Annotated in this window: 15 protein-coding genes; 7 read left to right on the top strand and 8 right to left on the bottom strand. The window is 71.9% G+C overall.

Features of this window, described 5'->3' with window-relative positions; genetic code table 11:
- Position 1: 1 nt before the first annotated feature.
- The 4 genes from QF027_RS21305 to QF027_RS21290 all read right to left on the bottom strand — a co-directional run bounded on the left by QF027_RS21305 (position 2) and on the right by QF027_RS21290 (position 5,954).
- A complete protein-coding gene (locus tag QF027_RS21305; protein WP_307076322.1) occupies positions 2-793 on the bottom strand; it encodes an enoyl-CoA hydratase/isomerase family protein in 792 nt (263 codons plus the stop codon).
- The gene (locus tag QF027_RS21300) at positions 784-3,009 is read right to left on the bottom strand and encodes an acetate--CoA ligase family protein (RefSeq protein ID WP_307076320.1); all 2,226 of its coding nucleotides are present in this window, start codon (positions 3,007-3,009) and stop codon (positions 784-786) included. Before QF027_RS21300 ends, QF027_RS21305 begins: the two co-directional genes overlap by 10 nt.
- Positions 3,010-3,115: 106 nt before the next feature.
- A complete protein-coding gene (locus tag QF027_RS21295) occupies positions 3,116-4,612 on the bottom strand; it encodes a flavin monoamine oxidase family protein (RefSeq protein WP_307076318.1) in 1,497 nt (498 codons plus the stop codon).
- Positions 4,613-4,760: 148 nt separating this feature from the next.
- The gene (locus QF027_RS21290) at positions 4,761-5,954 is read right to left on the bottom strand and encodes a flavin-containing monooxygenase (protein ID WP_307076317.1); all 1,194 of its coding nucleotides are present in this window, start codon (positions 5,952-5,954) and stop codon (positions 4,761-4,763) included.
- Between the two features lie 328 nt (positions 5,955-6,282).
- Here QF027_RS21290 and QF027_RS21285 point away from each other — a divergent pair, with 328 nt between their 5' ends.
- From QF027_RS21285 to QF027_RS21270, 4 genes are all read left to right on the top strand, one after another.
- The gene (locus tag QF027_RS21285; protein WP_059206620.1) at positions 6,283-6,729 is read left to right on the top strand and encodes a DoxX family membrane protein; all 447 of its coding nucleotides are present in this window, start codon (positions 6,283-6,285) and stop codon (positions 6,727-6,729) included.
- Positions 6,729-7,136, top strand: a complete 408-nt coding sequence (locus QF027_RS21280) for a Zn-ribbon domain-containing OB-fold protein (protein ID WP_307076315.1) — start codon at positions 6,729-6,731, stop codon at positions 7,134-7,136. The genes QF027_RS21285 and QF027_RS21280 overlap by 1 nt, the downstream gene beginning before the upstream one ends.
- Positions 7,137-7,144: 8 nt before the next feature.
- Complete coding sequence (locus tag QF027_RS21275) at positions 7,145-7,741, top strand: GNAT family N-acetyltransferase (RefSeq protein WP_307076314.1); 597 nt, start codon at positions 7,145-7,147, stop codon at positions 7,739-7,741.
- Between the two features lie 62 nt (positions 7,742-7,803).
- The gene (locus QF027_RS21270) at positions 7,804-8,682 is read left to right on the top strand and encodes a GNAT family N-acetyltransferase (RefSeq protein ID WP_307076311.1); all 879 of its coding nucleotides are present in this window, start codon (positions 7,804-7,806) and stop codon (positions 8,680-8,682) included.
- On the opposite strand, the gene QF027_RS21265 is transcribed toward QF027_RS21270, so the two are convergent.
- Together QF027_RS21265 and QF027_RS21260 are read right to left on the bottom strand one after the other, a co-directional pair.
- On the bottom strand, positions 8,661-9,326 hold the full coding sequence (locus QF027_RS21265) for a pyridoxine/pyridoxamine 5'-phosphate oxidase (RefSeq protein ID WP_307076309.1): 666 nt from the start codon (positions 9,324-9,326) through the stop codon (positions 8,661-8,663). The genes QF027_RS21270 and QF027_RS21265 overlap by 22 nt on opposite strands.
- A 3-nt stretch (positions 9,327-9,329) precedes the next feature.
- On the bottom strand, positions 9,330-9,755 hold the full coding sequence (locus QF027_RS21260) for a pyridoxamine 5'-phosphate oxidase family protein (protein ID WP_306979899.1): 426 nt from the start codon (positions 9,753-9,755) through the stop codon (positions 9,330-9,332).
- Positions 9,756-9,795: 40 nt separating this feature from the next.
- Here QF027_RS21260 and QF027_RS21255 point away from each other — a divergent pair, with 40 nt between their 5' ends.
- Positions 9,796-11,118: a hypothetical protein gene (locus QF027_RS21255; RefSeq protein WP_307076308.1), complete on the top strand. Its 1,323-nt coding sequence runs from the start codon at positions 9,796-9,798 to the stop codon at positions 11,116-11,118.
- Here the strand turns inward: QF027_RS21255 and QF027_RS21250 are convergent.
- On the bottom strand, positions 11,115-12,284 hold the full coding sequence (locus QF027_RS21250) for a thiolase C-terminal domain-containing protein (protein ID WP_306979903.1): 1,170 nt from the start codon (positions 12,282-12,284) through the stop codon (positions 11,115-11,117). The two genes, QF027_RS21255 and QF027_RS21250, sit on opposite strands and share 4 nt — an antisense overlap.
- An 81-nt stretch (positions 12,285-12,365) precedes the next feature.
- Between QF027_RS21250 and QF027_RS21245 the strand changes: the two genes are divergently transcribed.
- Positions 12,366-13,895: an acyl-CoA dehydrogenase family protein gene (locus QF027_RS21245; RefSeq protein ID WP_307076306.1), complete on the top strand. Its 1,530-nt coding sequence runs from the start codon at positions 12,366-12,368 to the stop codon at positions 13,893-13,895.
- Complete coding sequence (locus tag QF027_RS21240; RefSeq protein ID WP_307076305.1) at positions 13,892-14,362, top strand: nitroreductase/quinone reductase family protein; 471 nt, start codon at positions 13,892-13,894, stop codon at positions 14,360-14,362. The genes QF027_RS21245 and QF027_RS21240 overlap by 4 nt, the downstream gene beginning before the upstream one ends.
- A gap of 73 nt (positions 14,363-14,435) precedes the next feature.
- Here QF027_RS21240 and QF027_RS21235 read toward each other — a convergent pair whose 3' ends face one another.
- Complete coding sequence (locus QF027_RS21235) at positions 14,436-15,071, bottom strand: TetR family transcriptional regulator (protein ID WP_306986643.1); 636 nt, start codon at positions 15,069-15,071, stop codon at positions 14,436-14,438.
- Positions 15,072-15,198 lie beyond the last annotated feature (127 nt).

The raw sequence follows: 15,198 nt of genomic DNA, 5'->3' as shown, positions 1-15,198 counted from the left end.
CTCAACGGCCCCGGTACTCGGGGCTCCTGCGCTCGACGAAGCTCGCCACGCCCTCCTGCGCGTCCTGCGTCGTCATGTTGATCTCCTGGGCGGCGGCCTCCGCGGCGAAGGCGGTGGCGCGGTCGGTGTCCAGGGAGGCGTTCACGAGCTGTTTCGTCAGGGCGAGGGCGCGGGTCGGGCCGGTGGCGAGGCGCTCGGCCCATGCGCGGGCCGTTTTGGTCAGCTCCTCGTCCTCCAGGACCCGGTTGACCAGACCCAGACGTTCGGCTTCGCGAGCGGTGAGCGCCTCGCCGAAGAACATCAGCTCCTTCGCCCGCCGCGGGCCGATCAGACGGGGCAGGAGATAGGCGCCGCCGCCGTCGGGGACCAGACCCCGGCGTACGAAGACCTCGATGAACTTCGCCGACTCGGCGGCCAGGACGAGATCGCAGGCGAACGCGAGGTGCGCGCCGAGACCGGCCGCGGTGCCGTTCACCGCGGCGATCACCGGCTTCTCGCAGTCGAGGACGGCCGCGATCAGCCGCTGGGCCCCCAGCCGCAGAGTGCGGGCCACATCGCCGGCCACGCGTTCTCCCGCACCGGAGGTCCCTCGCAGGTCCGCACCCGCACAGAAGCCGCGGCCGGTTCCGGTGAGGACGACGGCTCGCACGTCCGGATCGGCGGACGCCCGGCCCAACAGCTCGACGAGCAGGTCCCGTTGACCGGGGGTGAGGGCGTTGAGCACCTCGGGCCTGTCGAGGGTGATGTACGAGACCTGGCCGTCGACGATGTGCCGCACCTCGCTCACCGGCACACCACCAACGCGTCCAGCGCCACCGCGCCCTGCCCCCGGGGCAGCACCATCAGCGGGTTGATGTCGAGCTCCGCGACCTCGTCCCCCAGCTCGAGGGCCATGCGCTGCACGCGCAGTACGACCTCCACCAGGGCGTCGAGATCCGCGGGCGGCCGCCCCCGGACCCCGTCGAGCAGGGCCCGCCCCCGCAGGTCGCCCAGCATGTCCCGGGCCTGCTCCTCACCGAAGGGCGGCACGCGTACGGCGGTGTCCCGCAGCACCTCGACCAGCACCCCGCCGAGCCCGACCGTCACCGTCGGCCCGAACAGCTCGTCGTGCGCCGCCCCGACGACCATCTCGACGCCCCGCTCGACCATCTGGCAGACCAGGACGCCGTCCAGCGGGACGTCCTCGTAGCGGGCGATGTCGGTCAGCTCTCGGTAGGCGTCCCGGACCTGGCTGGCCGAAGTCAGGCCGATCTTCACCAGGCCCAGCTCGGTCTTGTGGGCGATCTTCGCGCCGGAGGCCTTCATCACGACCGGATAGCCCACCAGGCCCGCCGCGCGCACGGCCGCCGCCGCGCTGGTCACCAGCTGCTCGCGCGGCACCCGGATCCCGTACGCCCGCAGCAGTTGCTTCGCCGCGTGCTCGCTCAGCTGCTGGCCCGGGCGCATCAGGGCCTGCGCCTTGCGGAAGGACGGCGAGGGGGAGCGCGGGGCCTCGTCGAAGGGGGAGCGGTAGCCGCTGACGAAGCGGTGGTGGTCGAGGTAGGCGCGGACCGCGGTGATGCAGTTGCCGACCGTGCGGAAGGTGGCCACCCGGGAGGAACCGAGCAGGACCTCGCGGTAGGCCGGCTCCGTGCCCACGGGCGAACCCCACACCACACAGACCAGCTTGTCGGTCTGCTCGGCCGCGTCCACCAGGTCCTGCACCAGCCGGTCGCTCAGCGGAGGAAAGGGCCCGGTGACCGGACAGATCAGTACCCCGACCGACGGGTCCGCGAGGATCGCGTCGATGATCTTCCGGCCGCGCCAGTCGCCGACCGGGTGCCCGCCGTTGTCGACGGGGTTGGCCACGCTCAGGAACTCCGGTATCCACTGGTGCAGTTCGGCCTGCTTCGCCTCCGAGAGGGCGGGGAGCCTGAGCCCCGCCTCCGTCGCCAGGTCGGCGAAGTGCGCGCCCGTGCCGCCCGAGATCGAGTAGACGACGACCCCTTCGGCGCGCGGTGGCCTTGCGCGGGCCAACAGGGCCGCGGTGTCCTGGAGTTCGTCGAGACCGTCGACGCGGATCACGCCGTACTGCCGCATCGCGGCGTCCACCACCGTGTCCGCGCCGGTGAGTTTGCCGGTGTGGGAGGCGGCCGTGCGGGCGCCGGTCTCGGTGCGGCCGACCTTGACCGCGACCACCGGCACCTTGCGGCGGGCGGCCCGGTCGGCGGCGAGCAGGAAGGAGCGGCCGTCTTTCAGGCCCTCCAGGTAGCAGGCGATGGCGCCGACCTCGGGACGCTCGGCGAAGTAGGAGAGGAAGTCGGCACTCTCGAGATCGGCCTCGTTGCCGGTGGGGGCCCAGTGCGTGAGGCGGATGCCGAGTTCCTGGAGGGCGAAGACCGGGCGGCCCTGGTGGCCGGACTGGGTGATGAGGGCGATCCCGGGCCCGTCGAGGTCGTCGCGGAACGACGAGAAGGCGTTCAGGTTGGTGTTGGGCCCCAGCAGCCGCATCCCGGACTCCGTCACGGCGGCGGCGAGACGCTCCTGCGCCACCGCCCCCTCCTCGCCGGTCTCCGCGAAGCCGGAGGCGAAGACGACCGCGAACTTCACCTTGGCCTCGGCCAGCTGCCCGATCAGCGGAAGTGGCTCCGCGACCAGCAGGACGGCGAGATCGACCTGCTCGGGCAGGTCGGCGACGGATGCCACGCAGGGGACGCCGAAGACCGACGGGCGGGTCGGATGGACCGGGTGCAGCCGGGCTCCCACCCGGTCCGCCCAGTCGATCAGCTGCCGGGTGACACCGGTGTTCGGCCGGTCCTCGGCGTCCGAGGCGCCGATCACGGCGACCGACTCCGGACGGAAGAAGCGGTCCAGATCGGGGACGTCGGCGTACAGCGGACGGCCGCCGACGTCGAGATCGTCGACCTCGGCGGGCCGGCCGTGGACGGCGGGCCCGGGTTGCTCGCCGCACGCGACGACCCGGGCCCGGCGGGAGTCGGTGGTGAGGGTGCCGTGGGTTGATCCAAGCATCGGTCCGCCCGCTCCTGTCGTGACAGCACAAATAACTGACGCAGTGTCAGATTACAGAACTGACGAGGTGTCAGGAACGGGCGTGCACGCAAAGTTGATGCGCCGACTACAGGACCGCGAGAACCTCCTTGGCCACTCGCTCGCCCGACCGCACCGCACCGTCCATGAAGCCCATCCAGTGCAGGGACGTCTCCGTCCCGGCCCAGTGGATGCCGCCGACGGGGGCGCGCAGGGCGGGACCGTACTGGGTGAGCACTCCGGGCGCGCCGATGGAGACGGGGCCACCGCGGGTGTAGGCCTCGTTGTTCCAGCGTTGTAGGACGAAGGAGGTGGGGGAGGCCGCTTTCGAGCCGAAGTACGTCACGTAGTCCTTGAGGACGGCCGCCTTGACCTCCGCCTCGCTCGCCGCGTCGTACTTGCGGGCCTCGTCGGCCTCGATGAAGCCCATCAGGGCGCCGTAGGAGGCGTCGGGCGGGGAGTTGTCGAAGGTCGAGCTGATCACGCCGGTGTCGCTGACGACCTGGCCGTTGAGGCCGTCCGCCCGCCAGAAGGGGGTGTCGTAGATCGCGATCGCCTTGCCGACCGAGGCCATCGGGAGGCGCTGGGTGAGCTGGTCGCGGGCGGCGGGCAGCAACGGGTCGTAGGTGATGCGGGCCGCGAGCGGCGGCGGTACGGCGACGACGACCCGCTTGGCGGTGACGGTGACCCCGTCGGCCGTGACGACGTACTTCGAGCCGGACTTGGCGATCGTGCGCACCGGGGCGTTCAGCACCACCCGGTCGCCCAGCGTGGCGGCGAGCTTGATCGGCACCAGCTGGGAGCCGCCGACGAAGCGCAGTTCCTGGGCGCCGCCCGCGGTCTCGGTGAGGCGTTCCAGGGTGCCGGGCGTGGTCTCGTTGCCGGCCGCGGCGATGTAGAAGAGGACGAACAGGAGGGAGAGTTCACGGGGTTCGGCCGAGAAGATCGACGTGCAGGCCACGTCCAGGAGGAACTTGGCCGACGGGATCACGGCGTTGGCGCGCAGCCAGGTCTCGAAGGTCTGCCGGTCCCACTCCTCGGCCTTGGCCGCGGTCCAGGGCGCGTCGAGGGGGATCGTCTTGGCCATGTCGTCGAGGGAGGCCTGGACGATCGCCGCGTTGGCGAGACCGGCCGCGTCGATCGGCGGGACCGAGCCGAGGATGCCGTCGGTGGCGTAGGGGGTCTTCTTGCCGTCCTTGTAGAGAAGGTTGTTGCCGGTGTTGTAGGTGGCGAAGGTTCCCACCCCGAGCGAGTCTGCAAGGGCCTTGATGCGGTCCTGGGTGGGGCCGATGAACTCGCCGCCGCCCTCGGTGACACCGCCGTTGGCCAGGGGCAGGTTGAGGACCCGGCCGCCGACCCGGTCACGGGCCTCCAGTACGGCGACGGTCTTTCCGCCCGCGACCAGGTCACGGGCCGCGGTGAGCCCGGCGAGACCGCCGCCGACGATCGCGACGTCCACGTCACGGGTGGCGGCGGAGGCGGGGGAGGCGGCGGTGCCGGTCAGGGTGACGGCACCGGCCGCCGCGGCGGCACCGCCGAGCAGGGAGCGCCGGGAGAGCGGGGGGAGCTGTCTTTCGCGTGCCACGTGCGTCCTCCGTAGTGGAGAGAGTGTGGAGCTAGAACATGAGAAGTGTTCACATTCTGGCCCCGCACGATGGCACACGACAACGCTCCCGTCACATCTGACACAGGAGTAACGGGAGCTTTACTGAAGAGAGTTGAGGTTTTCTACGTCAGGCGGGAAGCCGCGAGAGCCCGTCCGCGCCGTCCTTCTCGACGGCCTTCGCGATCTTCTCCGCGTCGAGGGCCACTTCGCGGAAGGTGCCGCTGATGGGAGTGACGTAACCACTGAAGAAGAGGCCTGGGGCGTCGGCGGGGCAGCGGGAGCCGTTGACGACCGGTCTGCCGTGGGCGTCGAGGACGCCGAGGTGGCCGACCAGGCCCTCCAGCGAGCGGGCGTACCCGGTGGCCGCGATCACCGCGTCCGGGGCGACGCGGGTGCCGTCGGCGAGCAGTACCTCGCCGTCCTCGAAGCCCTCCACGGCGGCCACCACCTCGACCTTGCCCGTGCGGATCGCGTCGATGAGGCCGACGTCCTGGACCGGGATGGCGCCCTCCTTGACCCGGCTGTAGAGCCCGGTGTCGGGACGGGGCAGCCCGTGCTCCGACAGGTCGGGCACGCTGAGCTTCGCCATGGGCCGGGCCAGCCGGTCCACGAGGCCGACCGGCAGCCGCCGTACGAGAACGCCCGTGTACTGGGCGGCCCAGCCGGCCGTGGAGCGGCGGACGATGTGCGGGGCGGTGCGCACGGACAGCCGTACCCGCGAGGCGCCGCCCTCGACCAGGTCCACGGCGATCTCGGCGCCCGTGTTGCCCACGCCGACGACGAGGACGTCACGGCCGGCGTAGGGCTCGGGGTTGCGGTACTCGCCGGCGTGCCGGAGCTCGCCCTTGTAGGTGTCGCGGCCCGGCCAGTCCGGCAGCAGGGGGGTGTGGTTGTAGCCGGTGGCGACGACCACTGCGGCGCCGGTCAGCTCGCGGCCGCCGGTGGCGTGCAGCAGCCAGCCGGTGCCGTCGGGGGTGCGCTCGACGCGGGAGACCTCGACGCCGGTGACGGTCTCCAGCTCGTGGAACTCGGCGTACTTCTCCAGGTAGCGCACCACGTCGTCGCGGGCGACCCAGCGGCCGAAGCGGCGGGGTATCGGGAGGCCCGGCAGGGCCGACAGGCGGCGGGTGGTGTGCAGGTGCAGCCGGTCGTAGTGGCGCCGCCAGGAGGCGCCGACGTGCTCGGACTTCTCCAGGACGACCGCGCGGATGCCCCTGGCGCGCAGCGCGTACGCGACGGAGAGTCCGGCCGGACCGCCGCCGACGACGTAGACGGGACGATCGGGCTGGTCGGGGCGGTCTGCGGGTGTGGAGTCGGCCATGAGCGCGAGCGTAATCAGACAGCGCGTTGATGGGTCTCGGTCAAGACGGGAATTGGTTGCGGATCGATCACGGCTGTAGGAGGGCCGGGTGGGGCTTGTGGCGTAGGTCACGTGGTTGTGTGCGTACGGAAAAGGCCACGGCGCCGGGCCCGCGGGTGCGGGGCTCGGCGCCGTGGTGTGCGGCGGCCGGAGGCTGACGGGAAACCGGAGCCGCGGTACGGGGTGTCCTGGGGCAGGGGGCTACGCACAGGTTTCTCTCCTGCGGCCTTACCGAAACCGCTCCCCCGGGCCTTCCGGGCAACCGTCATCTGACGTACCGTCAGATTTCATGGACACGATCTGGCTGACCGGCGCGCAATGGCTGGCCGTCCTGCGCATCGGCCTCGGGCTGTGGTGGCTGGAGAGCTGGCGGCACAAGGACAAGAGGACGTGGTTCGAGGGCGGCGGCATCACCTGGGCCGCGGACATCGCCGCCAAGCACCGCTGGACCCCGGTCCGCAGCGGCTTCGACGTGCTGGTCGCCCCCCGCCCCAGGACGATGGCGTACGTCGTCGCGTACGCCGAACTCGCCCTCGGCGCGGGCCTGATCCTCGGCTTCCTGACCCCGCTCGCGCTGGTCGGCGGCCTGCTCCTGAACGTCCTCTACTTCACGCTCATGATCCACGACTGGGCCGAACAGGGGCAGAACTCGATGATGGCCCTCATCTCGCTCGTGGCCCTGTTCGCGATGTCCTGGCAGACGTGGTCGCTCGACGCCGCGCTGGGCTGGTTCTGATGGGCGCGAGGTACGACCTGCCCGAGGCGGACGCCTTCACGCGGACCTACTGGGACGCGGCGGCGCGGGGCGTCCTGCTGCTCAGGCGCTGCGGGACATGTGCCCAGGTCCACCACTACCCCCGTGAGTTCTGCCCGCGCTGCTGGAGCGAGGACGTCACGTGGTCCGCGGCCACCGGCCGCGCCACGCTCCACACCTGGTCCGTCGTCCACCGCAACGACCTGCCGCCCTTCAAGGACCGCACCCCCTACGTCGCCGCCGTCGTCGACCTCGCCGAGGGCCCCCGGATGATGACGGAGATCGTCGACTGCGCGCACGAGGACCTGCGGGCCGGGCTGGACCTGGAGGCGGTCTTCCCGGACGGGGTACCGAAATTCAGGCCGCGCGGGACGACCGCGCCGGTTTGAATGGGCGGATGACCGACGTCGACGATCAGCACCGCATCCGCCCCTTCACCCCGCTGCACGGCCACGGCTTGCGCCTGTGCGCCTGGGACGCGGACTCCGACACCCAGGCCCAGGACTGGCTGCGCGGCTCGCTGGACCCCGAGTTCGGGCGCTGGAACACCCCGCTCACCCTGATCCACGACCTCGACGGCGCCCGTGCCGTCATGCGACGCAGGGCCGCACAGGCGGCGCAGGGAACGAGCGTGTCGTACCGGATCACGGACGAGTCGAGCGGTACGACGCTCGGACACCTCGGCATCAACGTCATCGACCACGTCCTGCGCACCGCCCGCGTCGGCTACTGGGTGCTGCCCGAGGCCCGCGGCCACGGGGTGGCCACCCGCGCCCTCCGCCTCGGCGCCCGCTGGGCCCTCACCGACCTCGGCCTGTACCGGCTGGAGCTGGGTCACGCCCTCGGCCACGGGGCCTCCTGCACCGTCGCCGGACGCTGCGGCTTCCGTTACGAGGGCACGCTGCGGGGCGCGATGTTCGAGGCGGGGCGGCACGACGCGTTCCGGGACGTGCACCTGCACGGCCGACTGGCGACGGACCCGGAACCGTCGTGATGACGGACCCGGAACCGTCGTAATGCGGAGGCGTCCGGCGCGCTCGCGCAGGATCATGAGACATGCCTCCCACAGCTTGGTACTCCACCGAAGACCTCGACGAGTTCCTCACCCGCGCCGGTGACTTCCTGTACTCCCGGCCGGACCTGCACACCGTCGTCCTCACCGTGACCGAGGGGCTGCGCACCCGCGGGCTCCGGGCGTACGGCGACGAGACGCCCCGCTTCGGGCTGCTGGAGGAGGACGGGAGCGTGCGGGGCGCCTACTTCCGGACACCGCCGTACCGGCTGTATCTCACGCCCCTGACCACCGGGCGGGCCGACTCCCTCGCCGCCCATCTGACGGCCCTGGGCCATGCCGTGCCCGGCGTCAGTGCCGAGGCCGCGACCGCGGAAGGTTTCGCCGAGGCATGGCGGCGCCGGACCGGAGTGGAGGCCGTGCCGTATCAGCGCCAGCGGCTGTACCGGCTGGACACGCTGACCGAGCCGGAGCCGGTGCCGCAGGGGCGGCCGAGGATCGCGGGGGAGGGCGACCGGGAACTGCTGGTGCGCTGGTTCCGGGAGTTCGTCCGGGACATCGGAGAGAGCGAGAACGACTCCGTGCGCGCCGAGTCCTGGGCCGACGCCCGCCTCGCCTACGGCGGCGTCACCCTGTGGGAGGCCCCCGACGGCACCCCCGTCTCCATGGCCGGCCTCACTCCCCCCGTCGCCGGCCAGATCCGGGTGGCGCCCGTCTACACCCCGGCCGGCCTCCGCGGCCGCGGGTACGCCGGTGCCGCCACCGCCGAGGTCAGCCGGCTGGCGCGGGAGCGGGGCGCCGACGAGGTGCTGCTCTTCACCGATCTGGCCAACCCGACCAGCAACGGTCTCTACCAGCGCATCGGGTACCGGCCGGTGGCGGACTTCGCGGTGTACGACTTTCAGGGCCAGAGCAGTTCCTGAGCCCAACCCTGGCCCGAGCGCCGGTAGTTGAGCCTGATGTGCCGCCTGCGCTCGTCTCCCTGGAAGAACTCCACCTCGTCCGGAAGCAGTCGGTACAGCGTCCAGGACGGGACCGGCACCTCCGGCTCCCGCTGCGCCCGCTCCCAGGCCTCCTCGGACACCCGCGCCAACTCCCCGAGCGAGCCCAGGACTTCGCTCTGCCGTCCGGTGAGCGCGGCGGCCAGTGCGCCGGTCGAGCGGGCGTGCAGGTCGGCCTGGCCCTCCTCGGAGGGCGCGGCGCTCACCGGCCCCTTCACCCGCACCTGCCGGCCGAGGACCGGCCAGTAGAAGCCGAGGGCGGCGTACGGCCGTACCGACAGGTGCCCTCCCTTGCGGCTGTGGGAGTGGCTCGCGAAGGCCCAGCCGTCCTCGTCCGCGCCGTGCAGCATCACGGTGCGGACGTCCGGCCGGCCCTCCCCGTCCGCCGTCGCGAGGGACATGGTGTGCGGCTCGGTCTGCCCGGCGGCCACCGCCTCCGCGAACCAGGTGGTGAAGAGCTCCAGCGGGGTCGCGGGCGCGGTCGCGGGGTCGAAGGAGGGCAGCGAGGTGACCTCCGGGTCCCACACCCGCAGCGACCTGAGCAGCTCGTGAAGATCCGTTGCCATGCCTCAGACGGTACCGAGGTCGGACGTCACCCACCTTTCGGGCCGCATCCGGATGATCACCGATTCGCCGTGGTTCTTGGCGGCGAACTCGACGTACCCTTCGACCTTCTCGGCCGGCAGGTACCGGGCGGAGATCTCCTGGAGGTGTGCGAGGGTGCCGGGCACGGTGTCGAGGACCGGTCCCTCGACGGACACGTACCGGATGGTGGGCTCGAGGCGGTCGACCAGCAGGGAGAAACGGCCGGCCGCCCGGATCAGCTCGTGCTTGCGGGAACCGGCACCGGTCATGATCCAGACGTCGCCGCCCGGCGCGTACTGGTACCAGATCGGCACGGTGAGCGGCGCGCGCCCCTCTCCCGCGTCGACCGCCAGCGCGGCGACATGAGGCTCGGCCAGGAACTGTTCACGTTCTTCGCGAGTCAGGGCCATAGAGTGCAGGATACTTCGGCCGCCGGAGGAAGGGGGTGCGGTGAAGCGCTTGTTCAGTACGGCAGTTGGCGCGGTCGGCGTCCTCCTTCTCGCGTCCCTCGCCGCCTGCGACTCCACCACCGCGAAGTCCTCCCTGACCGTCCCCGAGCTCTACTACCTGCGTCCCTACGGCGACAAGTCCGGCCCGAAGGACAAGATGCCCTTCTCCGTGACGGCCGAGGACGGGAACGGGCCCGGGGTCCGCCGGCTCACGGTGGACGTGGCCCCCGACGGGCTGGACGTGGTCCGGTTGAAGAAGTACGGCCGTTGCGAGGGCGACTTTGCGCATCTGACCTGCGAGGTCGACGGCGACTACAGCAACTGGGCGGACAACGCCCGTGCGCAGCCGTACGCCGTCAAGGGCGCCGAGGCCGGTGCCACGGCCGTCGTCCGCTACACCTACACCACGAAGAGCGGCAAAAAGCTCACCGCACGGACCCGGTTCGTCGTCGGCGAGCCGGTGGTCGAGGCGGTGGCGCCCGCGTACGCGAAGGATCTCCTGCGGCCCGGCTCCGAGCTGGTCTCCCCGCTCGTCGTGCGGAACACCGGCGAGGTGCCGGTCAGGGGACTCGGGATAGCGATGACCGCCAACGGGACGGAGTTCACGCGGCGGTACGACAACTGCCGTTACCCCGAACTGCAAAAGGGCCACCTCGCGGTGTGCGAGCTGCCGGAGGTGACGATCGACCCGGGAGAGACGCTCGTCGTCCGCCCCGCCATGAGACTGCGCGTCCCCGCCGCGCAGATGTACCCCTCCTACGGCCGGCACGTCTGGGCCCTGGACATGGGCCCGGGGCAGTATCACAACTACACCAAGGGCGGCGGCCCCGGCGACGGACCGGCCCTGGAGGCCGAGCCGACCGCCGGCACCGGGGGCGCCTTCTTGGGGGGCGGCGGATCCACCCAGCTCGTCGTCGACACCCACGCCGACTACCAGGTCTCCGACGTCGAACTGCGCGGCGGTCCCGGCACCCGGCGCACCTTCCGCATCGAGGTCCGCAACAACGGCCCCGCCGACGCCGGTACCACGGCCGAGCTGGTCTTCGAGCCGCCCTTCGAGCTGAGGGTGGTGGAGGAGCCCATGGAGGAGTACGACGACGGCGTCTACCAGGCGTACTGCGACAACAACGGCTTCACCTACACCTGTGAGGTGCCCGACCTGAAGCCGGGCCAGACCCGTTCCTTCGAGTTCACGGCCGAACTCGGCGCCCCCGGAGAGGGCACCCTGAGCCTCCTGGAGAAGGACCGCTCCAGCCCGTGGGACGTGGGGCGCAGGGACCCGGACACCTCCAACGACAAGGCGGCCATCCGGGTCGTGCCCTAACGCCCCAGCACCACCGTCCCCGACGAGCAGAACCAGCCGCCCGTCCCGGATGCCACCGCCAGATGCGGCGCCGACCCGTCCGGGCGCCGCACCTGCCGTGCGCCCGCCTCCCCGCGCACCTGCCGTACGGCCTCCACGAGCAGGAACAGCCCGCGCATGCCCGGGTGCTGGGCGGACAGCCCGCCGCCGTCGGTGTTCACCGGCAGGTCCCCGCCCTCGACCTTCAGCCGTCCCTTCTCCACGAAGGAACCGCCCTCGCCCTTGGCGCAGAAGCCGAGGTCCTCCAGCGTCACCAGCGTCATGTAGGTGAACGCGTCGTAGATCTGGGCGAGTTCGATCTCCTCGGGGCGTACGCCCGCCCGCTCGAAGGCCAGCCGTCCGCTCACCGCCGCCGGGGACACGGTGAAGTCGGGCCACTCGGACATGCTGACGTGCGAGACGTACTCGCCGGTGCCCAGTACCCAGACGGGAGCGGTACGGCAGTCCCGTACGTACTCCTCGGCCGCGAGCAGCACCGCCGCGCCGCCGTCGGAGCGGATGCAGCAGTGCAGCTTGGTGAAGGGGTCCGCGATCATCGGGCCGGACAGGACGTCGTCGACGGTGATCGGGTCGCGGAACATCGCGTCGGGGTTGAGGGCGGCGTTGGCGCGGGCCTGGACCGCTATCTGTGCCAACTGCTCGATGGTGGTGCCGTGTTCGATCATGTGGCGGCGGGCCGCCATCGCGTACTTGGCGATCAGGGTGTGACCGTAGGGCACCTCGAACTGGAGCGGGCCGCGGGCGCCGAAGGAGAGGGTGCCGGTACGGCGGCCCGCCCTGATGTCGGCGCGGGCCGTGGAGCCGTAGACCAGCAGGACCGCGTTCGCGTGTCCGGCGGCGATCGCGTCGGCCGCGTGCGCCGCCATGACCTCCCAGGTGGAACCGCCGACCGAGGTCGAGTCGACCCAGGTGGGGCGCAGGCCCAGGTACTCGGCGATCTCGACGGGGGCGAGGGTGCCGGTGCCGGCCGAGGCGAGGCCGTCGACCAGCGAGCGGTCCAGGCCGGCGTCGGCCAGGGCGCGGCGGGCGGCCTGGGCGTGCAGGGCGTAGGGGGTCGTGTCGTCCACGCGGCCGCAGTCGGCCAGGGCCACGCCGGTGATCGCGACTTTCCGGCTCCCGTGGGGCATGAGGGGCTCCTGCCTCTGGGCATCTGGTGCGGGCGCTTCTAATATGACGGACCGTCAGATCGGGAGGGAAGAGGAAGAGCCATGGACGCTCGCTTCAGCGCCGAACAGGACGAGATCCGGCGTGCCGTGCGGGAACTGCTGCGGAGGCGCTGCGGGTCCGGGGAGTCCAGGAGTGCGGTCGACACTCCGGCCGGTTACGACCCGGCGCTGTGGACGGCCCTCGCCGAACAGCTGGGACTGCCGGGGCTGGCGCTTCCCGAGACGTACGGCGGTGTGGGGTGCTCGGTGACGGAGCTGGCGCTGGCCTGCGAGGAGACGGGGCGGGTGCTGGCGGCCACGCCGTTGCTGGGCACGGCGGTTCTCGTGGCCCCGCTGGTGCTGGCCCTGGGGACGGAGGAGCAGCGTGCCGGTCTGTTGCCTCGGATGGCTTCCGGCGCTTTGACCGCTGCCCTTGCGGTGCCCCCCGGGGCGGCGCTGGGGCTCACCGGCGACAACGGGGCCGAGTGGGCGGGCGGCGGGCGCGCGGGCGGGGTCCAGGCCCGACGGTCCGGCGGTGCGGGTGGGGGTGTCGTCGGCGGCCCGCGCGCGGCCGGTGCCGCTCACGGCGGGCCGGGAGGTGCCCCGGCGGCAGGACCGTCCGCGGCGATGAAGTGGGTGGAACCGCCCGTCGCCGGGCCGCGCTCGGCCGGTGCCGCTCTCGGCGGGCCGGGAGCCGCCCGGGCGCCACGACCGTCCGCGGTTACGGAGGGGGCGGGGGCGCCCGTCTCACCGCAGTTGTCGCGAGCTACGGAAGGGGCGGGACTGCCCGTCTCACCGCGGTCGTCGCGATCGGCCGCGGCTCCCTCGGCGTCACCGCCGACCCACCTCGCGCGGTCGCGCCCCGGAGATCAACCCCACGCTCCCGGCTGGCGGTTGTACGGCGAAGTCGATCAGGTCCTCGACGGCCACAGCGCCGACCTCCTGCTCGTCGCCGCACACGCCGGAGGGTTCGCCCGGTCCCGTACCCTCCTCTTCCTCGTCCCCGGTGACGCCGCCGGGCTCGTGCGCACCCGGCAGCGCGCCCTCGACGCCACCCGCCCCCGGGCCCGCGTCCAGCTGCGGGACGTCGAAGCCGAGTTGCTCGGCGACGAGGACGGGGCCGATGTCCTGGGGGCCCTCGCCCGCACCGGGGACACCGCCGCCACCGTCCTCGCCTGTGAGGCTGTCGGGGCCGCAGACCGTGTGCTGGAGATGACCGTCGAGTACGTCAAGCAGCGGGAGCAGTTCGGGCGGCCGGTCGGGTCCTTCCAGGCCGTGAAGCACCGGCTCGCCGATGTGTACGTTCAGCTTCAGGCGGCCCGTTCCGCTGCCTACTTCGCCGCCTGGGCCGCCGTGCACGACGAGCGGCGGGTCGGTGGGCTCGCCCTCGCCCAGGCCCTCGAAGCCCTGCGCACGGCCGCCGCCGAGGGCATTCAGCTGCACGGAGGCATCGGGTTCACCTGGGAGCACGAGGCGCAGCTGTACTTCAAGCGCGCCACCGGGGACGAGCTGCTCTTCGGCCCCGCGCACCGGCTGCGGGCGCACGCCGCCGACGCGGCGCGGCTCTTCGAGCGGGCGGAGGTTTCGGTGTGATCGGGGCGCGGGTGGTCCAGCGGGTGTCGTCCACGCGCGGCTTCGCCAAGGTCGCACCGCACGTGATTCCGGCCCTGGACCGGGCCGTGCACCGGATCACGCGGGGGAAGTTCCTGCTCAGCGCGCAGATGCTGCCGGGGCTCGTGCTCACCTCGACGGGGGCGAGGAGCGGGCTGTCCCGCCGGACCCCGCTCGCCTGCATGCCCGAGGACGAGGGCCGTACCTGGATCCTCATCGGCTCCAACTTCGGCCGCGACGGCCACCCCGCCTGGACCGCCAACCTCCTCGTCCACCCCGAGGCCGCGGTCAGCTGGAAGGGACAGGACATCGCGGTGACGGCGACGCTGCTGACGGGGGAGGAGCGGGCGGCCGTGTGGAAGACGGCGCTGGCGTTCTGGCCGCCGTACGCCACCTATCAGGCACGGGTCGAGCGGGAGATACGGCTCTTCCGGATCACCCGGAGGTGATGGCCGGACGCACGACAGGCGGCTGTCCACCCGTGTGAACAGCCGCCTGCCAGACAGGACTTGGATTGGGCCGTTATTTCGTCGGCTTCTTGCCCGTCACGCCCAGGTGCACCAACAGCGCCAGGTTCGGCTTGAGTTCGGCCTGCTTGACGCCCCAGGTCTGGAAGCCCTTCTGGTGCGAGGCCACCGCCGCGAGCATCGCGACGAGCGAACCCGCGACCGCGGCCGGGTTGACGTCCTTGTCGACCTTGCCCTTGGACTGGAGTTCGGTGACCGCGTCCACAAGGGAGTTGTTCACGGAGTTGAGGATCTTCATGCGGATCTTGTAGAAGCGTTTGTCGCCCTCGGCGGCGCCGAGGTCGACCACGCGCAGGATCGCGTCGTTCTTGCGCCAGAACTCGAGGAAACCCTCCACGAGTTCCTGCGCGGTCTGCCATCCCGCCTTGCCGACCCACGACCGGCCTTCGAGCAGCCGGGTCAACTGACCGCCCTCGGTGGCCATGTGCTCGGCGATCTCCAGGACGGCGCCCTCGACGTCCGGGAAGTACTGGTAGAAGGTCGCGGGTGAAGTGCCCGCCTTCCGGGCGACATCGATGACCTTGACGTCCCGGTAGGGGGAGGAGCTGAGCATCTCGCTGAGGCAGTCGAGCAGCTTCTGCCGGGTCGCCTGCCCACGCCGGCCGGCCACACGGCCGTCGACGGTACGCACTTGTCCTGTCATGCCGTCAGCTTACCGAGGGGTGATCGGAGCGCGATTCGGCCGACTGCAAATGGGGTGCACGGGGCCGGGGAGACGGGTGTGCCTGGTCCTGCGGGGTGCGTGCGACGCCGTTACT

Source organism: Streptomyces canus (assembly GCF_030816965.1).
GTDB lineage: Bacteria > Actinomycetota > Actinomycetes > Streptomycetales > Streptomycetaceae > Streptomyces > Streptomyces canus_E.
This window is presented reverse-complemented; position numbering and strand designations above follow the sequence as displayed.

Excerpts from the sequence above, each read along its gene's own strand:
- QF027_RS21300 (WP_307076320.1), bottom strand. The coding sequence starts at position 3,009 with ATGCTTGGATCAACCCACGGCACCCTCACCACCGACTCCCGCCGGGCC.
- QF027_RS21285 (WP_059206620.1), top strand. The coding sequence starts at position 6,283 with ATGGACACGATCTGGCTGACCGGCGCGCAATGGCTGGCCGTCCTGCGC.
- QF027_RS21245 (WP_307076306.1), top strand. The coding sequence starts at position 12,366 with ATGGACGCTCGCTTCAGCGCCGAACAGGACGAGATCCGGCGTGCCGTG.
- QF027_RS21290 (WP_307076317.1), bottom strand. The coding sequence starts at position 5,954 with ATGGCCGACTCCACACCCGCAGACCGCCCCGACCAGCCCGATCGTCCC.
- QF027_RS21280 (WP_307076315.1), top strand. The coding sequence starts at position 6,729 with ATGGGCGCGAGGTACGACCTGCCCGAGGCGGACGCCTTCACGCGGACC.
- QF027_RS21275 (WP_307076314.1), top strand. The coding sequence starts at position 7,145 with ATGACCGACGTCGACGATCAGCACCGCATCCGCCCCTTCACCCCGCTG.
- QF027_RS21250 (WP_306979903.1), bottom strand. The coding sequence starts at position 12,284 with ATGCCCCACGGGAGCCGGAAAGTCGCGATCACCGGCGTGGCCCTGGCC.
- QF027_RS21260 (WP_306979899.1), bottom strand. The coding sequence starts at position 9,755 with ATGGCCCTGACTCGCGAAGAACGTGAACAGTTCCTGGCCGAGCCTCAT.
- QF027_RS21265 (WP_307076309.1), bottom strand. The coding sequence starts at position 9,326 with ATGGCAACGGATCTTCACGAGCTGCTCAGGTCGCTGCGGGTGTGGGAC.
- QF027_RS21270 (WP_307076311.1), top strand. The coding sequence starts at position 7,804 with ATGCCTCCCACAGCTTGGTACTCCACCGAAGACCTCGACGAGTTCCTC.